The sequence below is a fragment of the Bacillus sp. 22-7 genome, from assembly GCF_010628845.1.
Classification (GTDB): domain Bacteria; phylum Bacillota; class Bacilli; order Bacillales; family Cytobacillaceae; genus Cytobacillus; species Cytobacillus firmus_B.
Genome location: NZ_NJQY01000004.1, coordinates 115924 through 133538, shown reverse-complemented (window position 1 = coordinate 133538; position 17615 = coordinate 115924). Strand labels below are relative to the sequence as shown.

Genomic DNA, 17615 nt, shown 5'->3' with positions numbered 1-17615 from the left:
CTTTGATTCCTCTGAGTCTTGAATGGGGGTCTTACTGCCCGTTAGACTGCGATAAAGCTGGGAAATCTGGAAAAAGAATGTACGTTAGAACAGCAGACAGGGGGGTACACATGGGGTATGCAAACAAATAATAATGATGTCTGCAATATGCAGTTTTTGATACACATCTATTGAAGTGGAGGTCTTCCCATGTTTGGGTATGATGATTTTATGAAGTTCATGCAAGCCTTTTTTGTGGTATTCCCAATAGTGACACTCATTCATTTACTTGGTCATATATTCTTTGCAGCCATTTTTGGCGGGAAAGGGATCCGGGTTATTATTGGCACAGGTAAAATCCTGTTTTCAACGAGGTATTTGGAGGTTAGGCGGTTTTACTTCTGGTATGGGGGATGTGAGTATACATCTTTAACATACAACAATAAACTGACCAAATCTCTTATCTTTTTAGGAGGATCCATTTTAAACATTGCCAGTATTTTTCTTGTGAATCACTTGATTCGAATTGGTATTCTGGATGCTAATATGCTGTGGTACCAATTCGTCTATTTTTCCTTTTATTATGTCTTTTTCGCCCTGCTGCCAATGGATATGGCAGATGGAACACTTAGTGACGGGAAAGCCATGTACAAGCTCTGGGTTGATAAAAATGAAGATGATTCCTCAGCAGACTGCCAGCTGGTTGATGAAAAAAGATAATAGGCATTCACAAGGAAGCCCCGATCACCGGAGCTTCCTTTTTATGTGTGTTTCATTTCATAATTGCTTCTTGCAGCAAGCGGCCAATGCTGATTGAAATTGCCTGATAAACAGTTCTTTCGGCACATGAAAGAATTCTTTCCTGCCAATACTAATGGCGGAGGTGAAGTGTGATATGTATTTCTCATGGATATTAGGGATTATGATATTAGCACAAACACAGACTGCTGGACCCCCAGAAGATTTATCCATCGAAAACGACGGCAAACCCATTTCAACTATCAGCAGAATAGACTATCAAATACCTTTTCCCGGGCTTCCTCTGGTAGATAGTGAACGGTTCATTCAGCTGCTTGAGACATTGGATCGTCAGACGTATATTCCGCCTATGAACGCTTATATAGGTGATAGCGGGCGGATCGTTGCTGAGAAACCCGGCAGAATACTGCACCGTAAAGCATTCACAGATATTTTTTATTCCTATTTTTATCATAAAGGGCCGGGCAGAATTGAGATTCCGATGCTCCCCGTTTATCCAAGAGTCGACCGGGACCTGCTTTCCCATATCCGGGTTAAAATGATCGGCCAGTATGCTACATACTTTAATCCGAATAACACCTCACGCTCTCATAATATTCAGCTTGCAGCCGAAGCTCTTGATAATACTGTTGTGTTTCCGAATGAAGTATTTTCTTTTAACCGGGCTGTCGGCAAAAGAACGGCGGGGAAAGGCTACATGCGCGCTCCGGTGATCGTAAGAGGGGAGTTGTCAGAAGATATCGGCGGCGGGATCTGCCAGGTTTCCTCCACTCTGTTCAATGCAGTTGACAGGGCAGGCGTGAAGGTACTCGAGCGTTATTCCCACAGCAAGAAGGTTCCATATGTACCGCCCGGCCGGGATGCAACGGTAAGCTGGTATGGTCCTGATTTCACCTTTAAGAACCGTTACAGCTTTCCCCTGCTTATAAGGGCAAAAGCCCTGCACGGCCAGATGGTGATCAGAATATACTCATCTGATGAAATAGACTATGAGCCCCGCCAGGTCCCGAAGGCTTCAACAATGCTGCCGGAAGAAATCAGCATTGAAAAGGAAGCGGTTAAAGAGGATTGAAAGCCTTCATTTCATTCGAAATGGTGAAAGTCTATAAAAAAAGACCAAGGAGCATTATTACCAGCCCAAAAATCGCAGAGACCCGCTTCACGCTTCTGTTCTGCCGGGGCTTCAGGAATAAACTGATCACAAAACCAACCGGCAGAACAATGCCATTAAAACTAAAAGTAAATGTTCCTAATAGATAATAACCAATCAGCTTCAGCACCAAGTGTTCTTCTTCCTCATTCCTGCTGCGGAACAAAAGATAAATGCCGGCTGCCCATAAAAGCAAAAAGATGATAATCATGCTGTGCACCCCCTTTAGATACGGTATTCTGTGTTAAGCAGGAAAGTGCCAAAGATAGAAAACACCCGCTCATAAGCGGGTGTTCAACTTTAAATAAGCGGTACAGAAGAGACAATCACTCCATCTTCATCTGCATATACATATTCACCCGGCTTCCAGTCAATCCCGCCAAATGTAACAGGAATGCTGCGGTCCCCTTTTCCTTCTTTTCTGCTCTTCAAAGGATTTGAGCCAAGTGCCAGGATGCCTGTATCCAGTCTTCCAAGCTCCACAGTATCCCGAACGCATCCATAAATAATCACACCGGCAAGCTTTCTTGATTGAGCTATCTCACCAAGCCTGTCCCCCATTAGTGCGCATCTTTTTGAACCTCCGCCATCCACCACCAGGACACTTCCCTCCGGAATGGACTCCAGCGACTCTTTGACCAGCACGTTATCTTCAAACACTCTAACCGTAGAAATGGGGCCGGAAAACTTTCTTTTTTGCCCATAAGATTTAAACTCCTGCTGGCAAATACGCAGCTCCTGGCTGTGTTCATCACATAAGTCTGCCGTTTTAAAATCCAAAAGAGATCTCCTCCTTTAGCACTTTTGGCTGTAAACCTCATTATGCCATCTTTCAATACTTCGATATGCAGCAGCCTGTTCCCTTCCTTTTTTCATAATCGAAAGGGAAAGATTGCAGATTTCAGGCATATATCTTTTAGTAAGGAAATTCTGCGCTAATAGAAAAGGGAGGTTAAAGGATGGCTTTAATGTGGGCTATTACAATCGGTTTTATTGTTTCATTGGGGCTGGTCGGATTTATGCTTGTCCATTTTCTAAAGGGTGCAATGGATTCCCGCGATTCCACGACTGTTGACAGGATTCAGAGTGATTCGAAAGAGTAGTGAAAAGAGGCTGCCGGAATTGGCAGCCTCTTTTCTAGCTTTGACAATTTGCACAATAGAACGTTTTTCGTGAGGATATTTCTTCTTTGACTATAGGGCTGCTGCAGCGGAGGCATGGTTCTCCTTCTCTGTCATAGACCCTGCACTGCTCATTATAACCCCCGGTTTTGGCATCTCCTTTAAATAAGGGCTCTTCCATATAGCCCCCAAACTGAATGGCACGGGTTAATACGCCCTTCATGGACTGATACAGGATTTTTATTTCATCCTCATTCAATTCATCTGCTTTTTTCATTGGCAGCAGTCCGGCCTCAAAACAGATTTCATCGCTGTAGCAGTTGCCTATTCCGGAGAGAAACTTCTGATTGACAAATGTCGTTTTCAGCATTCCTCTTCTGCTTCCGATCAGTTCCCGGAAGGCCGGAAATCCCAATGTGTGATCCAGAGGCTCCGGCCCCAGATGGGAAAGCTCCTTATCCACCTCTGAGTCTGTCAGCAAATGCAGATAGCCAAGTCTTAATCCAATAAAATAAAGCTTTTTATCACCAAAAGAAATAATAACCTGTTTGGTTCTGTCAGGATTGTCCGCTTCGCTGCCGATATACATCCATCCCCCGAGCATAAGGTGCAGCAGCAGATTTTTACCGGAGCTCAACTTAAAAATAAGGTGCTTGGCCCTTCTTTGGATTTGCGTTATTTGCACATTAATCAGCTGACTTTTGAATTGGGCAGGCTGCACATTTATTGATTTTTCGCGGTTTACCTCTACATCAGTAATGACTTTAGGGACCAGTTTCTCCGTTAACAGCCTTCTGTAGGTTTCCATTTCCGGAAGCTCAGGCATGGTGTGTCAGCTCCTTCCTAAAATACTGTTACCTTAGTATTTAATGGAAGGATTCACTTCATTCCTGAAAACTGCACAATCAATTTTTTTCGTTTGTTCAACTTTTCGTAACAATAGTTTCCAATATTTTGATGTTAGAAATGGTACGATGATGATATAGGGAGGTTTTTCCATATGCAAAAGAACCATTCCAGCAATCAGGCTTTAATGTTTTTTATCATTTATATTGCGTTATTAGGAAGTTTAATTTTTGCGGCTGCCTCATTCAAACCCGCTTTTCAACAGGAACAGCCTTCAGAAATTTCTTCTGCTTTCTCCAAAGAACTCCATATTCAAAAGCACAATCAGGAAAAGAAAGCAGCTGAGAACGAAGGAAAATGGCAGCCATCCAATACTTTTGTGATCACAGCCATAGCCATCGGCTCATGTCTTGATATCATCGTTGTACTTCTCTGGGCCCGGCATGAAAATAAAAAGAAACAGCAGGGGCAATTCACCAATCCGAATAGATTGACCAATAAGAAGTGGTTCTGGTACCTGGTTTCAATGGGCATTGTTTTGCCCAAGAATGGCAAGTTGACATTCAGTCTGAAAAACTTCATCTTAACTGTTATTTTTTTGGTTTTATTGAAGTTTTGGCTGTTTGACCAGCTCGAGAGCATCTAAGATCCTCACAGACTCCGATTAACAGCCTCATTCAGCTGCGCAATAATATCATCCGCATGTTCAATGCCAATGGATATCCTTACCACCTGCTTGGTAATGCCGAGTTCTTTGCATACTTCAGGAGGCAGTGCCCGGTGGGATGTTGTCAGGGGATGAGATACGGACGTTTCAACACCCGCAAGTGTCGGCACAATTTTAATCCATCCAAGCTCTTTAAAAAACTTATTCACATCAGCAGTGTCAGACAATTCAATCGTGACGATGGCACCGAACCCTTCTTCGCCGTGGTGAAAAGGATAATAGACTTTGTTTACTTCCTGGTTTTGCTCTAATGCCCTTGCCACTTTTCTGGCATTGGCAGACTGCTGCTTCATTCTGAGAGCCAGCGTTTTCACTCCCCTGCAGGTCAGCCAGGCTTCAAACGGACTTAGATTTGCCCCGAGGTTTACAATTTTGCCGCGCGCTTTTCCAACCAGCTCTTCATCTCCCACGAGGACACCTGCAGTGATATCACTGTGCCCGCCTATGTATTTGGTTGCACTGTGGACAACTAGATCAATGCCTTTCAAATAGGGCTTGCAATGATAAGGAGTGGCAAATGTATTATCAATCAGGGTAACGAGATGATGCTTCTTCGCCAGACGGACGACTTCTTCAAGGTCTTCCACTCGCAATAAAGGATTTGTGATGCTTTCTGAGTATAGAAGTTTTGTATTTTCCTTAATGGCCCCCTCCACCTGATGAGCATCAGAAAATGGCACAAATGTAACTTCAATACCGAGCTGTGTCAGCTCTTCCTTAATTAAATGGAAGCTGCCTCCGTACAGGTCATCGGCAGCCACAATATGGTCGCCGCTTTTGACCACAGCAAGCACTCCCGAGAGGATGGCAGATAAACCGGAGGAGGCAGCTGTCCCGGCTGGCGCTCCTTCAAGGCCGGCAATTAATTCACCAAGCTCATCTGTATTCGGATTTCCCACCCGGGAATAAAGATAGTTGCCGTTCCCCTGATAAAATCCCTCCAGCTCATCAAGATCGCTGAAAGCAAAAGCGGAGGTTTGATAGATGGGTGTGACTTTACTTTTAATTTTGCGATTGCTGTTATTTTTTCTATGCAGAACAGAAGTTTCGAAATTCATTTGGCCTTTCCCCTTTAAAAGAAATAAGTCTGGAGAAGTGCCCAGACCTTTTTAATAATAATTAGCTGAATTTATAAAAAATTATATCAATACAGCTTTTATGCGTCAATGAATGAAAGGATCACTACTTTACTTCCTTCAGAAAGCTTTTAGTCCTGATGCCCGTTCGCCGAATGATTAATGCTGTGTCTACTTGTATATCCGCATCAGCAAATTTTTCGTCCCAGTTATTCTGGACTTTTTTGAAGTTCTGATAATCCTGTCTCAGCACAACTTCACCAAAACCAAAAATATCGGTGCCATATTCCTGCTGAACCTTCTCAATCGTTTTTCCAACCATATCATTAATCTGCTTTTGGGCAATTTCTCCATTTTCTTCATATGTCTTTGCCTTATCAAACTGATCGTTGCAATGAGTCCCATCAATATACGCCTCTGCTCTGATTTTTATATCTATCTTTGCTTTTCCATTTTCGAGTTTCCCTTTAACCTTTGTCCTTGTATCATATACTCTAAGCCCCATATACTGGCTTTCATTGCACTTAACGGTAATGGATGTTTTATTAATTTTATTCTGAATCCATAAGTAATTTCTTGAATCCTCCAATGTCAGAAACCCTTCCAGCTTATCACCTTTGAATATAGCCAGTGAGTCCAGGACGACAAGCGCATCCGGGGTGACCTTCATCATATTTTCCGCACTGGCGCCAGCTTCCGGGTCACCCTTAATCCTGACAGCGGCCATTACAGGCTGGCGTCCCGGGGCGGTCCAGGCTGTAATAACATCATTCATCCTCACTCCTGGGTCTCCACCCCAATCCTTCATCATGGTGTCCAGCTGCGTGTGCAATTTTAAAGAAGTTGATTTCTGGAATTGATACGTCACTTTTAGAACATCAGAGCCCTTGGCCCCTCTTGCAATCAAAATATTAAAATCATCCCGAATTTCTCTGTTTCTCTCCAAGAAATCAATAAAGTCAATAATGCCTTCTTCTGCAAGCTCTTCTCCGATAATCAGAGTGCGCATGTGGGAATAGATCAAATGCCTGGATATCCCTTCGTTCACTCTATAAGTCAGTTCAGCCAAAGAGTTTCCTTCAGCAGAATAAACAATGGAAGGAGCATAGCCGCTGGCGGTGCGGTTATTCAACTCTGTTGCATTAATACCTTCAACAGTCAGGGTATATTTACCATCCTCGCCCTTATCCACAGCCATTCCTGTCACAACGGTTATTTCACCCAGCTCTCTCTGGTCCCAGCATCCAGAGAGCAGTATAACCGTCAAAACAATGGCGGACATCACACCAAATTTTTTCAATTGGGCTGCTCTCCTTTCATTGGGGGAGGAGAAGGCGACCCTGTCTTTGGAAATTTTTCAGGATTCTGCGTTTTTAAATAAGCAGGCCTCTTCCTCATGCTCCAGATCGGGAATCGGAAAAATACATCCTTCTGCTGCTCGATGATAAACGGTGCAACCGGCGAAAGATATGGAACGCCAAAAGATCTGAGAGAGCTCAGATGGGCCACAATAAAAACAAGTACTATCAGGACGCCATATAAGCCCAATATGGCCGACACAATAATCAGGAGAAACCTTAACAGCCTTGCTGCTGCAGCAAAACTATAAGTGGGCGATACAAAATTGGCGATGGCTGTAATAGCGACAATGATGACCATAATATTCGATATAATCCCTGCTTCTGCTGCAGCCTGTCCGATTACGAGAGCCCCTACAATTGAAACAGTCTGCCCGACAGCCCTTGGCATCCGGACACCTGCTTCCCTCAGGATCTCAAAGGTTACCTCCATCAATATTACTTCAATGACTGCCGGAAACGGCACTCCTTCCCGCTGGGCAATAATCCCGAGAAGGAGGGGCGTGGGCAGAAGCTCATGATGAAAGGTTAAAATCCCGACATATAAGGATGGCGTAATCAAGGCAATCATAAAGGATAAATATCGGATTATTCTTAAGAAGCTTCCCATCATGAAGTTTTGATAATAATCTTCTGCGATGGAAAAGAAATCGACCAGTACAGCCGGAACCACCAGTACAAAAGGTGTGCCATCGACAAGGATGGCAATTTTCCCTTCAAGCAAATTGGAAGCCACCGCATCAGGCCTCTCACTATTTAGCGCCAGCGGAAAAGGTGTCGCAGATTTATCTGCAATCAGCTCTTCAATATTACCGGATTCAAAGATGGCGTTCACCTTTATCTGGCCAAGTCTTTTGCGTACCTCTCCAACGATCTTTTCATTTGCTGTGCCTTCCATATACCCGATGTATACAGAAGTGTTTGTCTCAGAACCAATGATGAATTTTTCAAAACGGAGGTTTCTGTTTTTTATTCTTCTTCTCAGCAGGCTTACATTTGTTGTTATCGACTCCACGAACCCATCCTTAGGACCCCGGATAACCGTCTGAGTGCTTGGCTCTGTTATGGACCGGTCTTCGCCGATAGCCATGGATAGGGAAAGCCCCTTTTCCATATCTTTAAATAAAATGATGATGTTTCCATAAAGCAGAGAGGTGATAATCTCATCGAATGACCCAATCAGCTGATAGCCTGCTCCTCCGAATTTCTCCTTACATAAAGACTTTAAATCATCCGCATTTGTTAATTTAAAACCATCCTCTTTCCCGCTGATTGATTGCAGGATCGTTTCCTTTAGTAATTTAGTATCAATCATGGTTGTAAGATAGATAAGCAGCGCATCTTTGCCTTCTGTTTTCAGCTCATCCATGCTTAAATCAATCGTGTTCCCGAACTCTGCGTTTATTTTTTCCTTCAGCTGTTCCAGATTCATGCTTTTAAGATCCGGACCTGCGACTGCCGCTTCTTCAATCTGAACAGGGTATTCCTTTTTTTTGCGCATTTTTAAAAGTGACTTAAGAATACTCAAAACTTCATCCCCTTCGTGCCGGGTTTAACCTTTTTCTTTCGCCTCTTCCATAAAACTGCGATTAAAACAAGTGAAGGCAGACCGAACTGCATCGGCAAATGCAGGAAGTATGGGACCATCTCAAGTCCCTCCTGCCAATGGTCACCAAAATTTACTGATATCAATACAGAATAAGCTGAAACAATCATGGCAACCGGCAGGGAAAAATACCGGTATGGAAGTCTGAAGGTGTATTCCAAGCCCTTCAATCCAGCAAACATAAACACCGACCCCTTTACCAAAATCCCCAGCATCATGATAAAAACAACGAGCGCATCAATTCTTTCTATGAAATTGCCGATGGAGACCTCACGGGCTGAGCTGAGCATGGGAAAATTGGAACGCAGCAAAGCATCTGATCCAAGTGTCACAATCATCAAAAACATCGCAAATAATAAAAGCGCACCCGCAATTGCCACTCCCAGCAATGACACACGCAGGCAATATTTAAAATTGGTTACTACGGGAAGGATGAGCGTAAATGCAATAAGCTCGCCAAAAGGAAACACGATTAAAGTTGGAAAAAGCGCCTTCAAAACTGGTTTAACCCCATCACCGAGCACGGGCTTTATTTCATTTAAATTGGCATTCCCGCTTGCAAATAAAAGGATGGTCAGAAGGAATAAAAATCCGAATAAATAAGGAGTAAAAATTTCTGAAGTTCTGCCAAGTACTTCAAGACCGAGATATAAAATATAGGCCATGGCAAGACAGATGGTCAGCGAAATGATCTCAATTGGCGTCGACGGCAGAATGGCCGAAGCAATCAATTCGCCAAAATCCCTGACCACCCGGCTGGCAAGGTACAGAAAATAAACTGCATATAGATTAGAAAAAATAATGGCAATTGGTCTTTTAAAACCAATTTCCATGAGCTCATAAAAATTTTTCCCGGGCACCCTGCTGATCAGGAAGTAATAGAATAGCATGATCCCAAACCCAAACATAACGGAAGCTGCAATGGCAATCCAGGCATCCTTCTTGGCATCCCCGCCTACTCCGACAACAATGGCGCTTCCTAAAAGGAAATTGATCAACAATGTCAGCAGCTGGCTGAGAGAGATATTCTCTTTTAACATTCCATCACCAATCCCTTTTACGATGTGTACGTTCAATTAAGCATCTATGATGGCAGCTTCTTTTTCCTCGCTTTCAAAAGGCGGAAATCAACAGCGACACTCGAGGCCAAGCCAATCAAAACAGTAAAAATAATAATCATTCTTCCAGTGGCAATCTCTGAAAACAGCAGATTCCTCAAAGCTTCCCAAAACGTATAATCAAATATTTTCATATCAAATATGGTGCTCAATATAGCCAAGAGCAGAAAAATGGTCAGATAGCTAAATGTAATCATGACTGTACCCCATTAACATTGGATATTGTATATCTTTTCTCGGTCTGCCCATTTTATCCAGAATTAAAGAAAAAACCGTCCAGGTTCCGATTTACCAATCCACCTGATTAATTAAAAATTATTTGGGTATGGTTAGAGAAGGAGAAATTGTATAGAAATAGGGTTTGCAGGAAAAATTATGAACGAATATAACGTTACAGGAGGACAGGGTATGACGACATCCAACCACAATACGCCCCAATATCCAGAGCCTTATTGGAGAGAGGAGGAACTTCCGGCCTTTGACAAGCTCAGAGAAGATGCTCAAACGGAAATTGCAATTGTCGGCGGAGGCATTACCGGGATAACGGCAGGGTACCTTCTTGCCAAGGAAGGCTTTAAAGTGGCGATTCTTGAAGCAGGCAATATTCTGAACGGTACCACTGGCCATACAACAGCCAAAGTGACGGCACAGCATGGCTTAATTTATGATGAATTGATCAGCCACTTTGGCGTGGAAAAAGCCAAGCTCTATTATCAGGCTTCGGCTGATGCACTGAATTTCGTCCGGAACACAGTAACTGAAAAACAAATTGAATGTGACTTCAGTAATGAAGAAGCAATTATCTACGCTGTATCGGAAGAGTATGCACAAAAAGTCGATAAAGAGCGGCAAGCCTATGAAAAACTCGGAATCCCACACGGAATGAAGGAGAGCATTCCGTTTAACATCAATACTACAGCCGTGCTTTCCATGTTTGACCAGTCCCAGTTCCATCCGGTTAAATACTTGAAAAAGCTGCTTAAAGACTTTGTGGAATTGGGAGGAATTGTGTATGAAAATACAACAGCAGCAGATATTGAAGAAGGCAGTCTTCCTGATGTTGTAACCAGAGATGGCTATCGCCTGAAATGCAAATATGTCATTGCGGCTTCCCACTTTCCTTTTGCGGATATGAAAGGTTTTTATTTTTCCAGATTATCTCCGGAAAGATCTTATGTACTTGGCGTAAAAATCAAAGAGGATTTCCCTGGAGGCATGTATTACAGTGCCGATTCACCGACCCGCTCGCTGAGGTACACACCCTATAATGGAGACAAGCTCATTTTAGTGAGCGGCGACAGCCACAAAACAGGCCATGGGCCGGATACAATGAAGCACTACGAAGCCCTGGAAGTCTTTGCGGAAGAGGTGCTTGGTATTACCGATTATCCTTATCGATGGTCTGCCCAGGATTTATACACACTTGATAAGGTCCCTTATATCGGCCCGATCACGTCCAAACAGAAGAATATCTTTGTCGCAACAGGCTACCGGAAATGGGGTATGACAAACGGGACAGCAGCTGCCATGCTGATAAAGGATCAGATTATGGAAAGAGACAATCCTTATGCCGAACTGTTTACGCCATCCAGATTCCAGGCTGACCCGAGCATAAAAAAATTTATCGCAGCCAATACAGATGTGGCCGGACAGCTGATCAAAGGCAAGCTTGAATTCGTGCCAAAAGAAACAGGAGATCTGTCAAATGATGAAGGCGGCGTCGTGATGATTAAAGGCAAGCGGACAGGTGCATACAGAGATCCTGAAGGCAGCCTTCATCTTGTGGATACAACATGCACCCACATGGGATGTGAATGCGAATGGAACCATGGTGACCGCACATGGGACTGTCCATGCCACGGCTCCCGCTTTTCCTATGATGGAACCGTTGTGGAAGGTCCGGCGGCCAAACCGCTGAAGAAAGTGGAAGAATAATAATATTTTATAGACAGTCTCCCATGGGAAACTGTCTTTTTTGTGGAATTTGCAGTGATTGATCCGATTCCCATCCATTTATGTGCGGATAAACCTATTTTCTGTGCGGATAGCTGAATTTTATGTGCGGAAAAGATTTTTTCTGTGCGGATAGCCCATTTTTTGATGTGCGGTTAGACATTTGGGGTGTAAATATGGCTGCCTTATAGATGTTGAACTGCTGGAGCCCGCTTTTACTTTCAGATAACTGGATATTACTTGCAGATAGCTCATTTTTATTTTCGGATAAACCGTTTTACTACCGTATAGCTCATTTTTATTTTCGGATAAACCGTTTTACTACCGTATAGCTCATTTTTATTTTCGGATAGCGGCAGCAAAAAATCCCCCTTTAAAAAGGAGGATTTGGCTCAATCAGTCCTGCACGTTGTTTTCTTTCTTTTCTTTACTGCCGGTTGTGAATTCAACAAGCTCTTCGCTTGTTCGCTGCGGTCTGTGTTTATTGTTATTGCGCTGTGCATTGCCATTTCCAAGTTTGGTTCTGCCCATATTCTCATCTGCTCCTTTTTTGTTTTATCAGGTGTAGTATGAGTCAATTATGTAACAGTTATTCTGATGCCGGCACTCCAAGTTCAGGTGCTATTCTATGACTCGTAGCCTGTTCAAAGGCATAAGCAAGTTTGATCAGGAGCGGCTCACTATAGGCAAGTCCTGTAAATGTAATGCCCACCGGCTCTCCTTCCGGGGTATACCCGGCAGGTACTGTGATGGATGGATATCCCGCTTTTGCCGGGATGCCTGCTCCATAATTATTCGGGAACACGATGGCATCCAGATTATGCTCCTGCATTACATAGTCAATGCCCTGCTCCCCTGAAAAATATATATCCTTCTCAAGTGCTGATATATAGGCCATTTCCGTTAAATCTCCGCTTGTTTCCTCCGCTTCAATCAGAATGGATTGACCGTATTTCAAGCACTTTTCGCTGTTTTTTTCATTAAATTCAATGACATCGGACAGGGTGCGAATATGAAGGTGCGGGGCGACAGTCCGCAGATAGGCATTCACATCCGCTTTAAATTCATAAGTCAGGACATCATAGCTCCACTCAGTTTTTGTGGAAGGAATCACTATTTCGTCGACCACCTCTGCCCCAAGTTCATTTAACAGGGCTACAGCTTGATTCATAACGGCGAGCTTCTCAGAACTTAAGTAGTCAAAATAGGTCTCCCTGGCAATGCCGATTCGTGCGCCATGCAGTCCATTTTCATCAAGGAAAGCGGTAAAATCCTTCCCCTGCAGATCCTGATTTGTCAGGGTAACCGGATCATTTTCATCAGAGACTGCCAGTACGTTCAATAATAATGCTGCATCCTTTACCGTTCTTGCCATAGGCCCTGCAGTGTCCTGGCTATGGGCAATTGGAATAATTCCGGTTCGGCTGACAAGTCCCACTGTCGGCTTAATTCCAACGAGAGAATTCTGGCTGGCAGGACTTAGTATGGAGCCTGATGTCTCCGTTCCAATGGCTGCAGCTGCAAAATTAGCGGCAATAGCGGCACCGGATCCTGCGCTCGAACCTCCTACATCAAATTTCCCAGGCCCATAAGGATTTAAGGTCTGTCCGCCCCGTGAGCTGTATCCGCTCGGCATCCCTTCTGTCATAAAATTGGCCCATTCTGTCATATTCGTTTTTCCGATAATGACGGCTCCCGCTTTTCTTAATTGAAAAGCCACAAATGAATCACTTTGTGCATAGTGATCCTTCAAAGCAAGTGACCCGGCAGTTGTCTGCATCTTGTCTCCTGTATCGATATTATCCTTTAACAATATAGGTATTCCATGAAGAGGGCTGCGTGGCCCCTTCTTTTCTCTTTCCGCATCAAGAGCAGCTGCAATATGCAGTGCATCCGGATTGAGTTCCAAAACAGAATGAATGCTTTGATCCAGCTGACCAATTCGGTTCATATACATTAATACAATTTCTTTGGAGGTGATTTCCCCATTCTGCATTTTTTCCTGCAGTTCTTCTATCGTGGCTTCAAGCAAATAATCATCATGAAAATTCTTTAGCCTTGGATTCTCCATCATTGATTTTCCCCTTATTCTTTAGTGAAATAAAGTTCCACTTACTAATTCGCTTAGAAAAGGAGAAATTCCTTTTTATAAAAAAATGCCAGGCACCAATTGATATAGGTGCCCGGCACTTTATTTTTAAACGATTTGGCCGCCGCGCATGACTTTCTTTTCGGCAGTGAGGCCCAGTTCTTTCGCCATTTTTTTAAGTTCTCGCTCTTCTCTTTCAGTGACGAGAGAAATAACGGTTCCGCCTGCGCCGAATCTTCCTGTTCTTCCCGAGCGGTGGACATATTGATTCATATCCTTCGGGAAGTCAAAATGTACGACATGGGTGACTCCCTTGATGTCCAGTCCTCTTGCCGCAACATCTGTGGCAATCAGCATATTCGTTTTGCCCGTGCGGAAGTTCTTGATGGCTTTCTGCCTGTCAAATTTGCTCAGGTCGCTGTGCAGAGTGCTTGAAGAGATATTTTTAAAATCAAGCTTTTCGGCCATTACCGTGAGGTTGCCGATATCCTTGACAAATACCAGTGCCTTTATATCTTCAAGCCTTGAGACCTTTTCGAGCATTTTGATTTTGTCCCGCGCTTCTGCCACAAAATAAATATGGTCCACACCTGCAGCCTGAATGGTTTCATCCTTCTCGACACGAATGACTTCAGCATCAGCTGTCAGTTCTTTTGCAAGCTGCTCAACAACCGGCGGCAGTGTCGCTGAAAACAACAGGACCTGGCGTTCTTTAAGTGTAGATTTAACAATGTTTTGAACCGTCTGAGTGTGTTCCTTAACGAGAAGCTGATCACCTTCATCCAGGACAATGGTTTTCACTTCATGCATTTTCAGCTTTTTTTGTTTAATCAGCTCCAGCACCCGTCCCGGCGTTCCTAAAGCAATGTGCGGATGCTTCTTTAATTTTTCAAGCTGCCTTTTCACATTAGCTCCGCCGATAAAAGAAGCTGCCTTAATTCCGCTGCCTTCAGCCCATTTTTGGATCTCGCTTAATATCTGCATCACAAGCTCCTGTGAAGAGGCTAAAATGACAGCCTGTACCGCCTGTTTATCCGGATCAATTTTTTCCAGGACCGGCAGCAGGTAAGCAAGTGTCTTGCCTGTTCCAGTCGGAGACTCGGCAATAATATCCCTGCCTTCCAAAGCCGGAGGAACCGCTTCTGCCTGAATGGTCGTCGGCTGAGTAAACGCAGACTTTTTCCATGCCTCCAGGATAAATGGTTTCATATTTTCAATAAAAAATTGTGTCATATGTTACTCCTTTAACTTTATTGCGTGTAATCAGATAAATTATTTTTAGTATAGCCGAAAAATCGGAAAAAACTAGTATCGGTAATGATACTAGCTTATCGGCAGGAAGTTGTCCACCCTTAACAGGAAAAGGCACGAAGCCATTTCTGGCATCCGTGCCTTAATACTTACTTATGAATCCATACAGCTCCGGCAGAGTTGTCCTTGGCTTCACCGACCACTTGGAATTTCAAGCCATGTTCAGGAACAATTCGTCCTGCATCAGGAATCAGACTGTTGATGTACTTGTTGGAATCATCAAAAACTGAAATTCCTTTAAGACCAGGGTAGTCATAATCCCCGCGGGTTGGAGAACTTACTTCCCATGCTGGTGCTTTGTCCAAGGAGAACGCAGCATCTGCAATCTGATATCTTGTGCTTTGAGATACTGTTTCTTTGCCATCTAACAGACCGGTAATGGCTTCCGGATGTGAATCCACCACTCCAAGAAAACCTTCTCCCGGATGAACGCCAACCCAGTTGTCTGTGTGGCTGTCATCAGCATACCAAACAACTAAACCAGTGTTGTATTTTACACCTCTTGATTGGGCAAGGGCTGTATCGGAGCCTGCGTAATTTCTCCACTCAAGGTAATAATGGTTCTTCGCAAAGCTGATTCCGTTGGAAACAATGAATCCGTCAAGTGCCATCTGAGAGGCGCCTTCAGCATCGTCTGAGAAAATCACATTTCCATCAGCTGTTACAGTGATTTCATCCATCGCAAATCCGTCCAATGCTAAGCCGCCATCTGTTACATATTCGAATGTCAGGCTAACTTTTTTACCGGCAAATCCGCTTAAGTCATATTCCTTATCCACCCATTGTCCTTTTGAAGATTCTGCACGGGCATCGCCGTCTGTATCTTCATCACCAATTGTATCAATTACTGTTTCTGTGCCATCGGATGTTGCAGTAACTGTCAGATAATCATAATCAAACTCAATATCATAATAAACTTTCGCATTGAAGACAGCTTCTTTGGCAGTTGTTAAGTCGAATTCAGGCGTCGTCAAAGTGGTATGAAGGTCATCACCTTTCGTGCTGTAGTAATATTTCTCTCCAAACGCAGGTTCAATTCCCTTCACTTCTTTTTCAGGAAGATTTACTTTTACAATGCCCGGGTTTTTAGATTTGGTTACACTTTGGTCAATAACTGTTGCCAAACCTTTTTTATCAATATCTTCATAATTTACTTCCATAATATTGGCCCAGTTTCCGCCCATTCCTTTTTGGAAAAATTCTTTGTTTTGCGGTGAGAAGCTGGTTGGCTCTGTACCAGCTATTTTGCCGTTCCAGCTGCCGCCGCTCATGATGGACCAGGAAGCAACCGGCTCACCTTGACCGGTGTATTGCGTATCATACTCGTCCGGCAATCCTAAATCATGTCCGAACTCATGGGCAAACACCCCGACAGCTCCATCTTCAGGCTGAATCGTATAATCAAATGCGCCCATTTTTCCGCCCCAATAATCTACCTTGGCAGTTGTATTCGGAACTGCAAATACTCCGCCAAGCGTCCAGCGGTGAGACCAGATGGCATCATCACCGAGCGCACCTCCGCCAGCTTCCTGTCCTGTACCAGCGTGGATAATCATTAGATGGTCAACCAATCCATCAGGCTCGTTAAGGTTTCCATCTCCATCTAAATCATATAGATCAAATTCATCGTATTCTGAAAGATCCATCCCAGCGTCTACAGCTGCTTTTAAAGCCTCTTTTACTAAGTCGCGAGGTCCTAGAGGAGATAAATTGTCATGGCCTCCGTTAGGGTTATCATCACCATAATCGCCCGCTTTTCCAGGGACCGTCAGCCATTCGGACACAGTGCCGTCCACCGTGTAGCTGCCTCCGGACTGCTCTTCATAGAATTGCTTAAATGTTTTTACTTTGTCTCCATTAAATAACTCAAATTCAGTATCGCCAAACATCAGTTTTTCATAGTGCTCTTTGCTGAAATCATCAGCGTACATGTAGCCCTCTTCCTGTGTTACATTGTTATGCTTGAAATCTTCAAATTCAGTTAAAAGCACAAGCACTTTGTCTGTTCTGACATCACCATTGTAGTTTGCTTCTTTGGCCGGATCTACTTTTACATATCCGTCCGGTTTGCCCTTTTTAAAGTTTTTATGACCCTTATTCAGCTGCTTTGACAGCTTGTCTTTTTGTTTGGTTAAAAAATCCTTTGTTTTTTTGTCAAACGCATCCTCATGGCCATGGCTATTCTTTGTACTTCCAGGCTGCTTTTCACCTTGTTTTTCCTTTATGTATTCCTTTACTGCTTTTTCTATTTCTTTGGAAGAAGCATCCTTTTTAACTAATCCTCTTTCTTTTAATGCCTTCCCGAGCCGGTCTTCGTTCACAATATTCAAATCAATCGGTGCAGAAAGTTCCTCTGCTGAAGCTTTTGAAGGAGCTGCTGTTGTCCCGGCAAAAGATCCCGCAAATAGTGCAGCTGCCATCATCGTGCTGGCTGTAATGGAAGATACAACCTTAAAAGGTTTATTCTTATTACTCATTCTCATAGCCTCCTATTTAGTTTTTCTGAATTTCCGAAGTGCGAG

General features: G+C 43.6%; 17 protein-coding genes. 5 read left to right on the top strand and 12 right to left on the bottom strand.

What is annotated here, in order from left to right; translation table 11 throughout:
• The first annotated feature begins 189 nt into the window (after positions 1–189).
• Both CE058_RS02540 and CE058_RS02535 read left to right on the top strand, forming a co-directional pair.
• Positions 190–699, top strand: coding sequence for a hypothetical protein (locus CE058_RS02540; RefSeq protein ID WP_048010610.1), 510 nt, complete (start codon positions 190–192; stop codon positions 697–699).
• Positions 700–874: 175 nt separating this feature from the next.
• Positions 875–1810, top strand: coding sequence for a VanW family protein (locus CE058_RS02535; protein WP_163140100.1), 936 nt, complete (start codon positions 875–877; stop codon positions 1808–1810).
• Positions 1811–1841: 31 nt separating this feature from the next.
• On the opposite strand, the gene CE058_RS02530 is transcribed toward CE058_RS02535, so the two are convergent.
• Positions 1842–2099, bottom strand: coding sequence for a hypothetical protein (locus tag CE058_RS02530; protein ID WP_048010608.1), 258 nt, complete (start codon positions 2097–2099; stop codon positions 1842–1844).
• 89 nt (positions 2100–2188) lie between these two features.
• Positions 2189–2668: a ribonuclease E activity regulator RraA gene (gene rraA / locus CE058_RS02525; RefSeq protein WP_048010607.1), complete on the bottom strand. Its 480-nt coding sequence runs from the start codon at positions 2666–2668 to the stop codon at positions 2189–2191.
• Between the two features lie 179 nt (positions 2669–2847).
• Between rraA and CE058_RS24650 the strand changes: the two genes are divergently transcribed.
• Positions 2848–2991 (top strand): hypothetical protein, encoded by a 144-nt coding sequence (locus CE058_RS24650; RefSeq protein WP_175609172.1) that lies wholly within the window; start codon positions 2848–2850, stop codon positions 2989–2991.
• A 34-nt stretch (positions 2992–3025) separates the two neighbouring features.
• On the opposite strand, the gene mutM is transcribed toward CE058_RS24650, so the two are convergent.
• Entirely contained in the window at positions 3026–3835 is an 810-nt protein-coding gene (gene mutM / locus CE058_RS02520; RefSeq protein WP_048010606.1) for a bifunctional DNA-formamidopyrimidine glycosylase/DNA-(apurinic or apyrimidinic site) lyase, read from the bottom strand.
• A 174-nt stretch (positions 3836–4009) separates the two neighbouring features.
• Between mutM and CE058_RS02515 the strand changes: the two genes are divergently transcribed.
• Positions 4010–4501: a hypothetical protein gene (locus tag CE058_RS02515; protein WP_163140098.1), complete on the top strand. Its 492-nt coding sequence runs from the start codon at positions 4010–4012 to the stop codon at positions 4499–4501.
• A gap of 5 nt (positions 4502–4506) precedes the next feature.
• On the opposite strand, the gene CE058_RS02510 is transcribed toward CE058_RS02515, so the two are convergent.
• From CE058_RS02510 to CE058_RS02490, 5 genes are all read right to left on the bottom strand, one after another.
• Positions 4507–5640: a trans-sulfuration enzyme family protein gene (locus CE058_RS02510; RefSeq protein ID WP_048010604.1), complete on the bottom strand. Its 1134-nt coding sequence runs from the start codon at positions 5638–5640 to the stop codon at positions 4507–4509.
• A 124-nt stretch (positions 5641–5764) separates the two neighbouring features.
• Positions 5765–6958, bottom strand: a complete 1194-nt coding sequence (locus CE058_RS02505; RefSeq protein ID WP_048010603.1) for a Ger(x)C family spore germination protein — start codon at positions 6956–6958, stop codon at positions 5765–5767.
• Positions 6955–8544, bottom strand: coding sequence for a spore germination protein (locus CE058_RS02500; RefSeq protein WP_048010602.1), 1590 nt, complete (start codon positions 8542–8544; stop codon positions 6955–6957). The genes CE058_RS02505 and CE058_RS02500 overlap by 4 nt, the downstream gene beginning before the upstream one ends.
• Positions 8541–9698, bottom strand: coding sequence for a GerAB/ArcD/ProY family transporter (locus tag CE058_RS02495; RefSeq protein ID WP_227888934.1), 1158 nt, complete (start codon positions 9696–9698; stop codon positions 8541–8543). The genes CE058_RS02500 and CE058_RS02495 overlap by 4 nt, the downstream gene beginning before the upstream one ends.
• 8 nt (positions 9699–9706) lie before the next feature.
• The gene (locus tag CE058_RS02490; RefSeq protein WP_048010600.1) at positions 9707–9937 is read right to left on the bottom strand and encodes a hypothetical protein; all 231 of its coding nucleotides are present in this window, start codon (positions 9935–9937) and stop codon (positions 9707–9709) included.
• Between the two features lie 211 nt (positions 9938–10148).
• On the opposite strand from CE058_RS02490, the gene CE058_RS02485 reads away from it, so the two are divergent.
• Positions 10149–11675 (top strand): FAD-dependent oxidoreductase, encoded by a 1527-nt coding sequence (locus tag CE058_RS02485; RefSeq protein ID WP_163140096.1) that lies wholly within the window; start codon positions 10149–10151, stop codon positions 11673–11675.
• A gap of 414 nt (positions 11676–12089) precedes the next feature.
• Here the strand turns inward: CE058_RS02485 and CE058_RS24965 are convergent, their stop codons facing one another.
• The 4 genes from CE058_RS24965 to CE058_RS02470 all read right to left on the bottom strand — a co-directional run bounded on the left by CE058_RS24965 (position 12090) and on the right by CE058_RS02470 (position 17570).
• Entirely contained in the window at positions 12090–12224 is a 135-nt protein-coding gene (locus CE058_RS24965) for a hypothetical protein (RefSeq protein ID WP_258549819.1), read from the bottom strand.
• Between the two features lie 58 nt (positions 12225–12282).
• Positions 12283–13764, bottom strand: a complete 1482-nt coding sequence (locus CE058_RS02480) for an amidase family protein (RefSeq protein ID WP_163140287.1) — start codon at positions 13762–13764, stop codon at positions 12283–12285.
• Positions 13765–13890: 126 nt separating this feature from the next.
• Positions 13891–15015, bottom strand: coding sequence for a DEAD/DEAH box helicase (locus CE058_RS02475; protein WP_163140094.1), 1125 nt, complete (start codon positions 15013–15015; stop codon positions 13891–13893).
• A gap of 167 nt (positions 15016–15182) precedes the next feature.
• On the bottom strand, positions 15183–17570 hold the full coding sequence (locus tag CE058_RS02470) for an immune inhibitor A domain-containing protein (RefSeq protein ID WP_163140092.1): 2388 nt from the start codon (positions 17568–17570) through the stop codon (positions 15183–15185).
• Positions 17571–17615: the final 45 nt, after the last annotated feature.

What these genes read in the sequence shown, in the direction of transcription:
- CE058_RS02475 (WP_163140094.1), bottom strand. Translation starts at nt 15,015, where the DNA reads ATGACACAATTTTTTATTGAAAATATGAAACCATTTATCCTGGAGGCA.
- mutM (WP_048010606.1), bottom strand. Translation starts at nt 3,835, where the DNA reads ATGCCTGAGCTTCCGGAAATGGAAACCTACAGAAGGCTGTTAACGGAG.
- CE058_RS24965 (WP_258549819.1), bottom strand. Translation starts at nt 12,224, where the DNA reads ATGGGCAGAACCAAACTTGGAAATGGCAATGCACAGCGCAATAACAAT.
- CE058_RS02470 (WP_163140092.1), bottom strand. Translation starts at nt 17,570, where the DNA reads ATGAGTAATAAGAATAAACCTTTTAAGGTTGTATCTTCCATTACAGCC.
- CE058_RS02510 (WP_048010604.1), bottom strand. Translation starts at nt 5,640, where the DNA reads ATGAATTTCGAAACTTCTGTTCTGCATAGAAAAAATAACAGCAATCGC.
- CE058_RS02540 (WP_048010610.1), top strand. Translation starts at nt 190, where the DNA reads ATGTTTGGGTATGATGATTTTATGAAGTTCATGCAAGCCTTTTTTGTG.
- CE058_RS02530 (WP_048010608.1), bottom strand. Translation starts at nt 2,099, where the DNA reads ATGATTATCATCTTTTTGCTTTTATGGGCAGCCGGCATTTATCTTTTG.
- CE058_RS02485 (WP_163140096.1), top strand. Translation starts at nt 10,149, where the DNA reads ATGACGACATCCAACCACAATACGCCCCAATATCCAGAGCCTTATTGG.
- CE058_RS02535 (WP_163140100.1), top strand. Translation starts at nt 875, where the DNA reads ATGTATTTCTCATGGATATTAGGGATTATGATATTAGCACAAACACAG.
- CE058_RS24650 (WP_175609172.1), top strand. Translation starts at nt 2,848, where the DNA reads ATGGCTTTAATGTGGGCTATTACAATCGGTTTTATTGTTTCATTGGGG.
- CE058_RS02480 (WP_163140287.1), bottom strand. Translation starts at nt 13,764, where the DNA reads ATGGAGAATCCAAGGCTAAAGAATTTTCATGATGATTATTTGCTTGAA.
- CE058_RS02515 (WP_163140098.1), top strand. Translation starts at nt 4,010, where the DNA reads ATGCAAAAGAACCATTCCAGCAATCAGGCTTTAATGTTTTTTATCATT.
- CE058_RS02490 (WP_048010600.1), bottom strand. Translation starts at nt 9,937, where the DNA reads ATGATTACATTTAGCTATCTGACCATTTTTCTGCTCTTGGCTATATTG.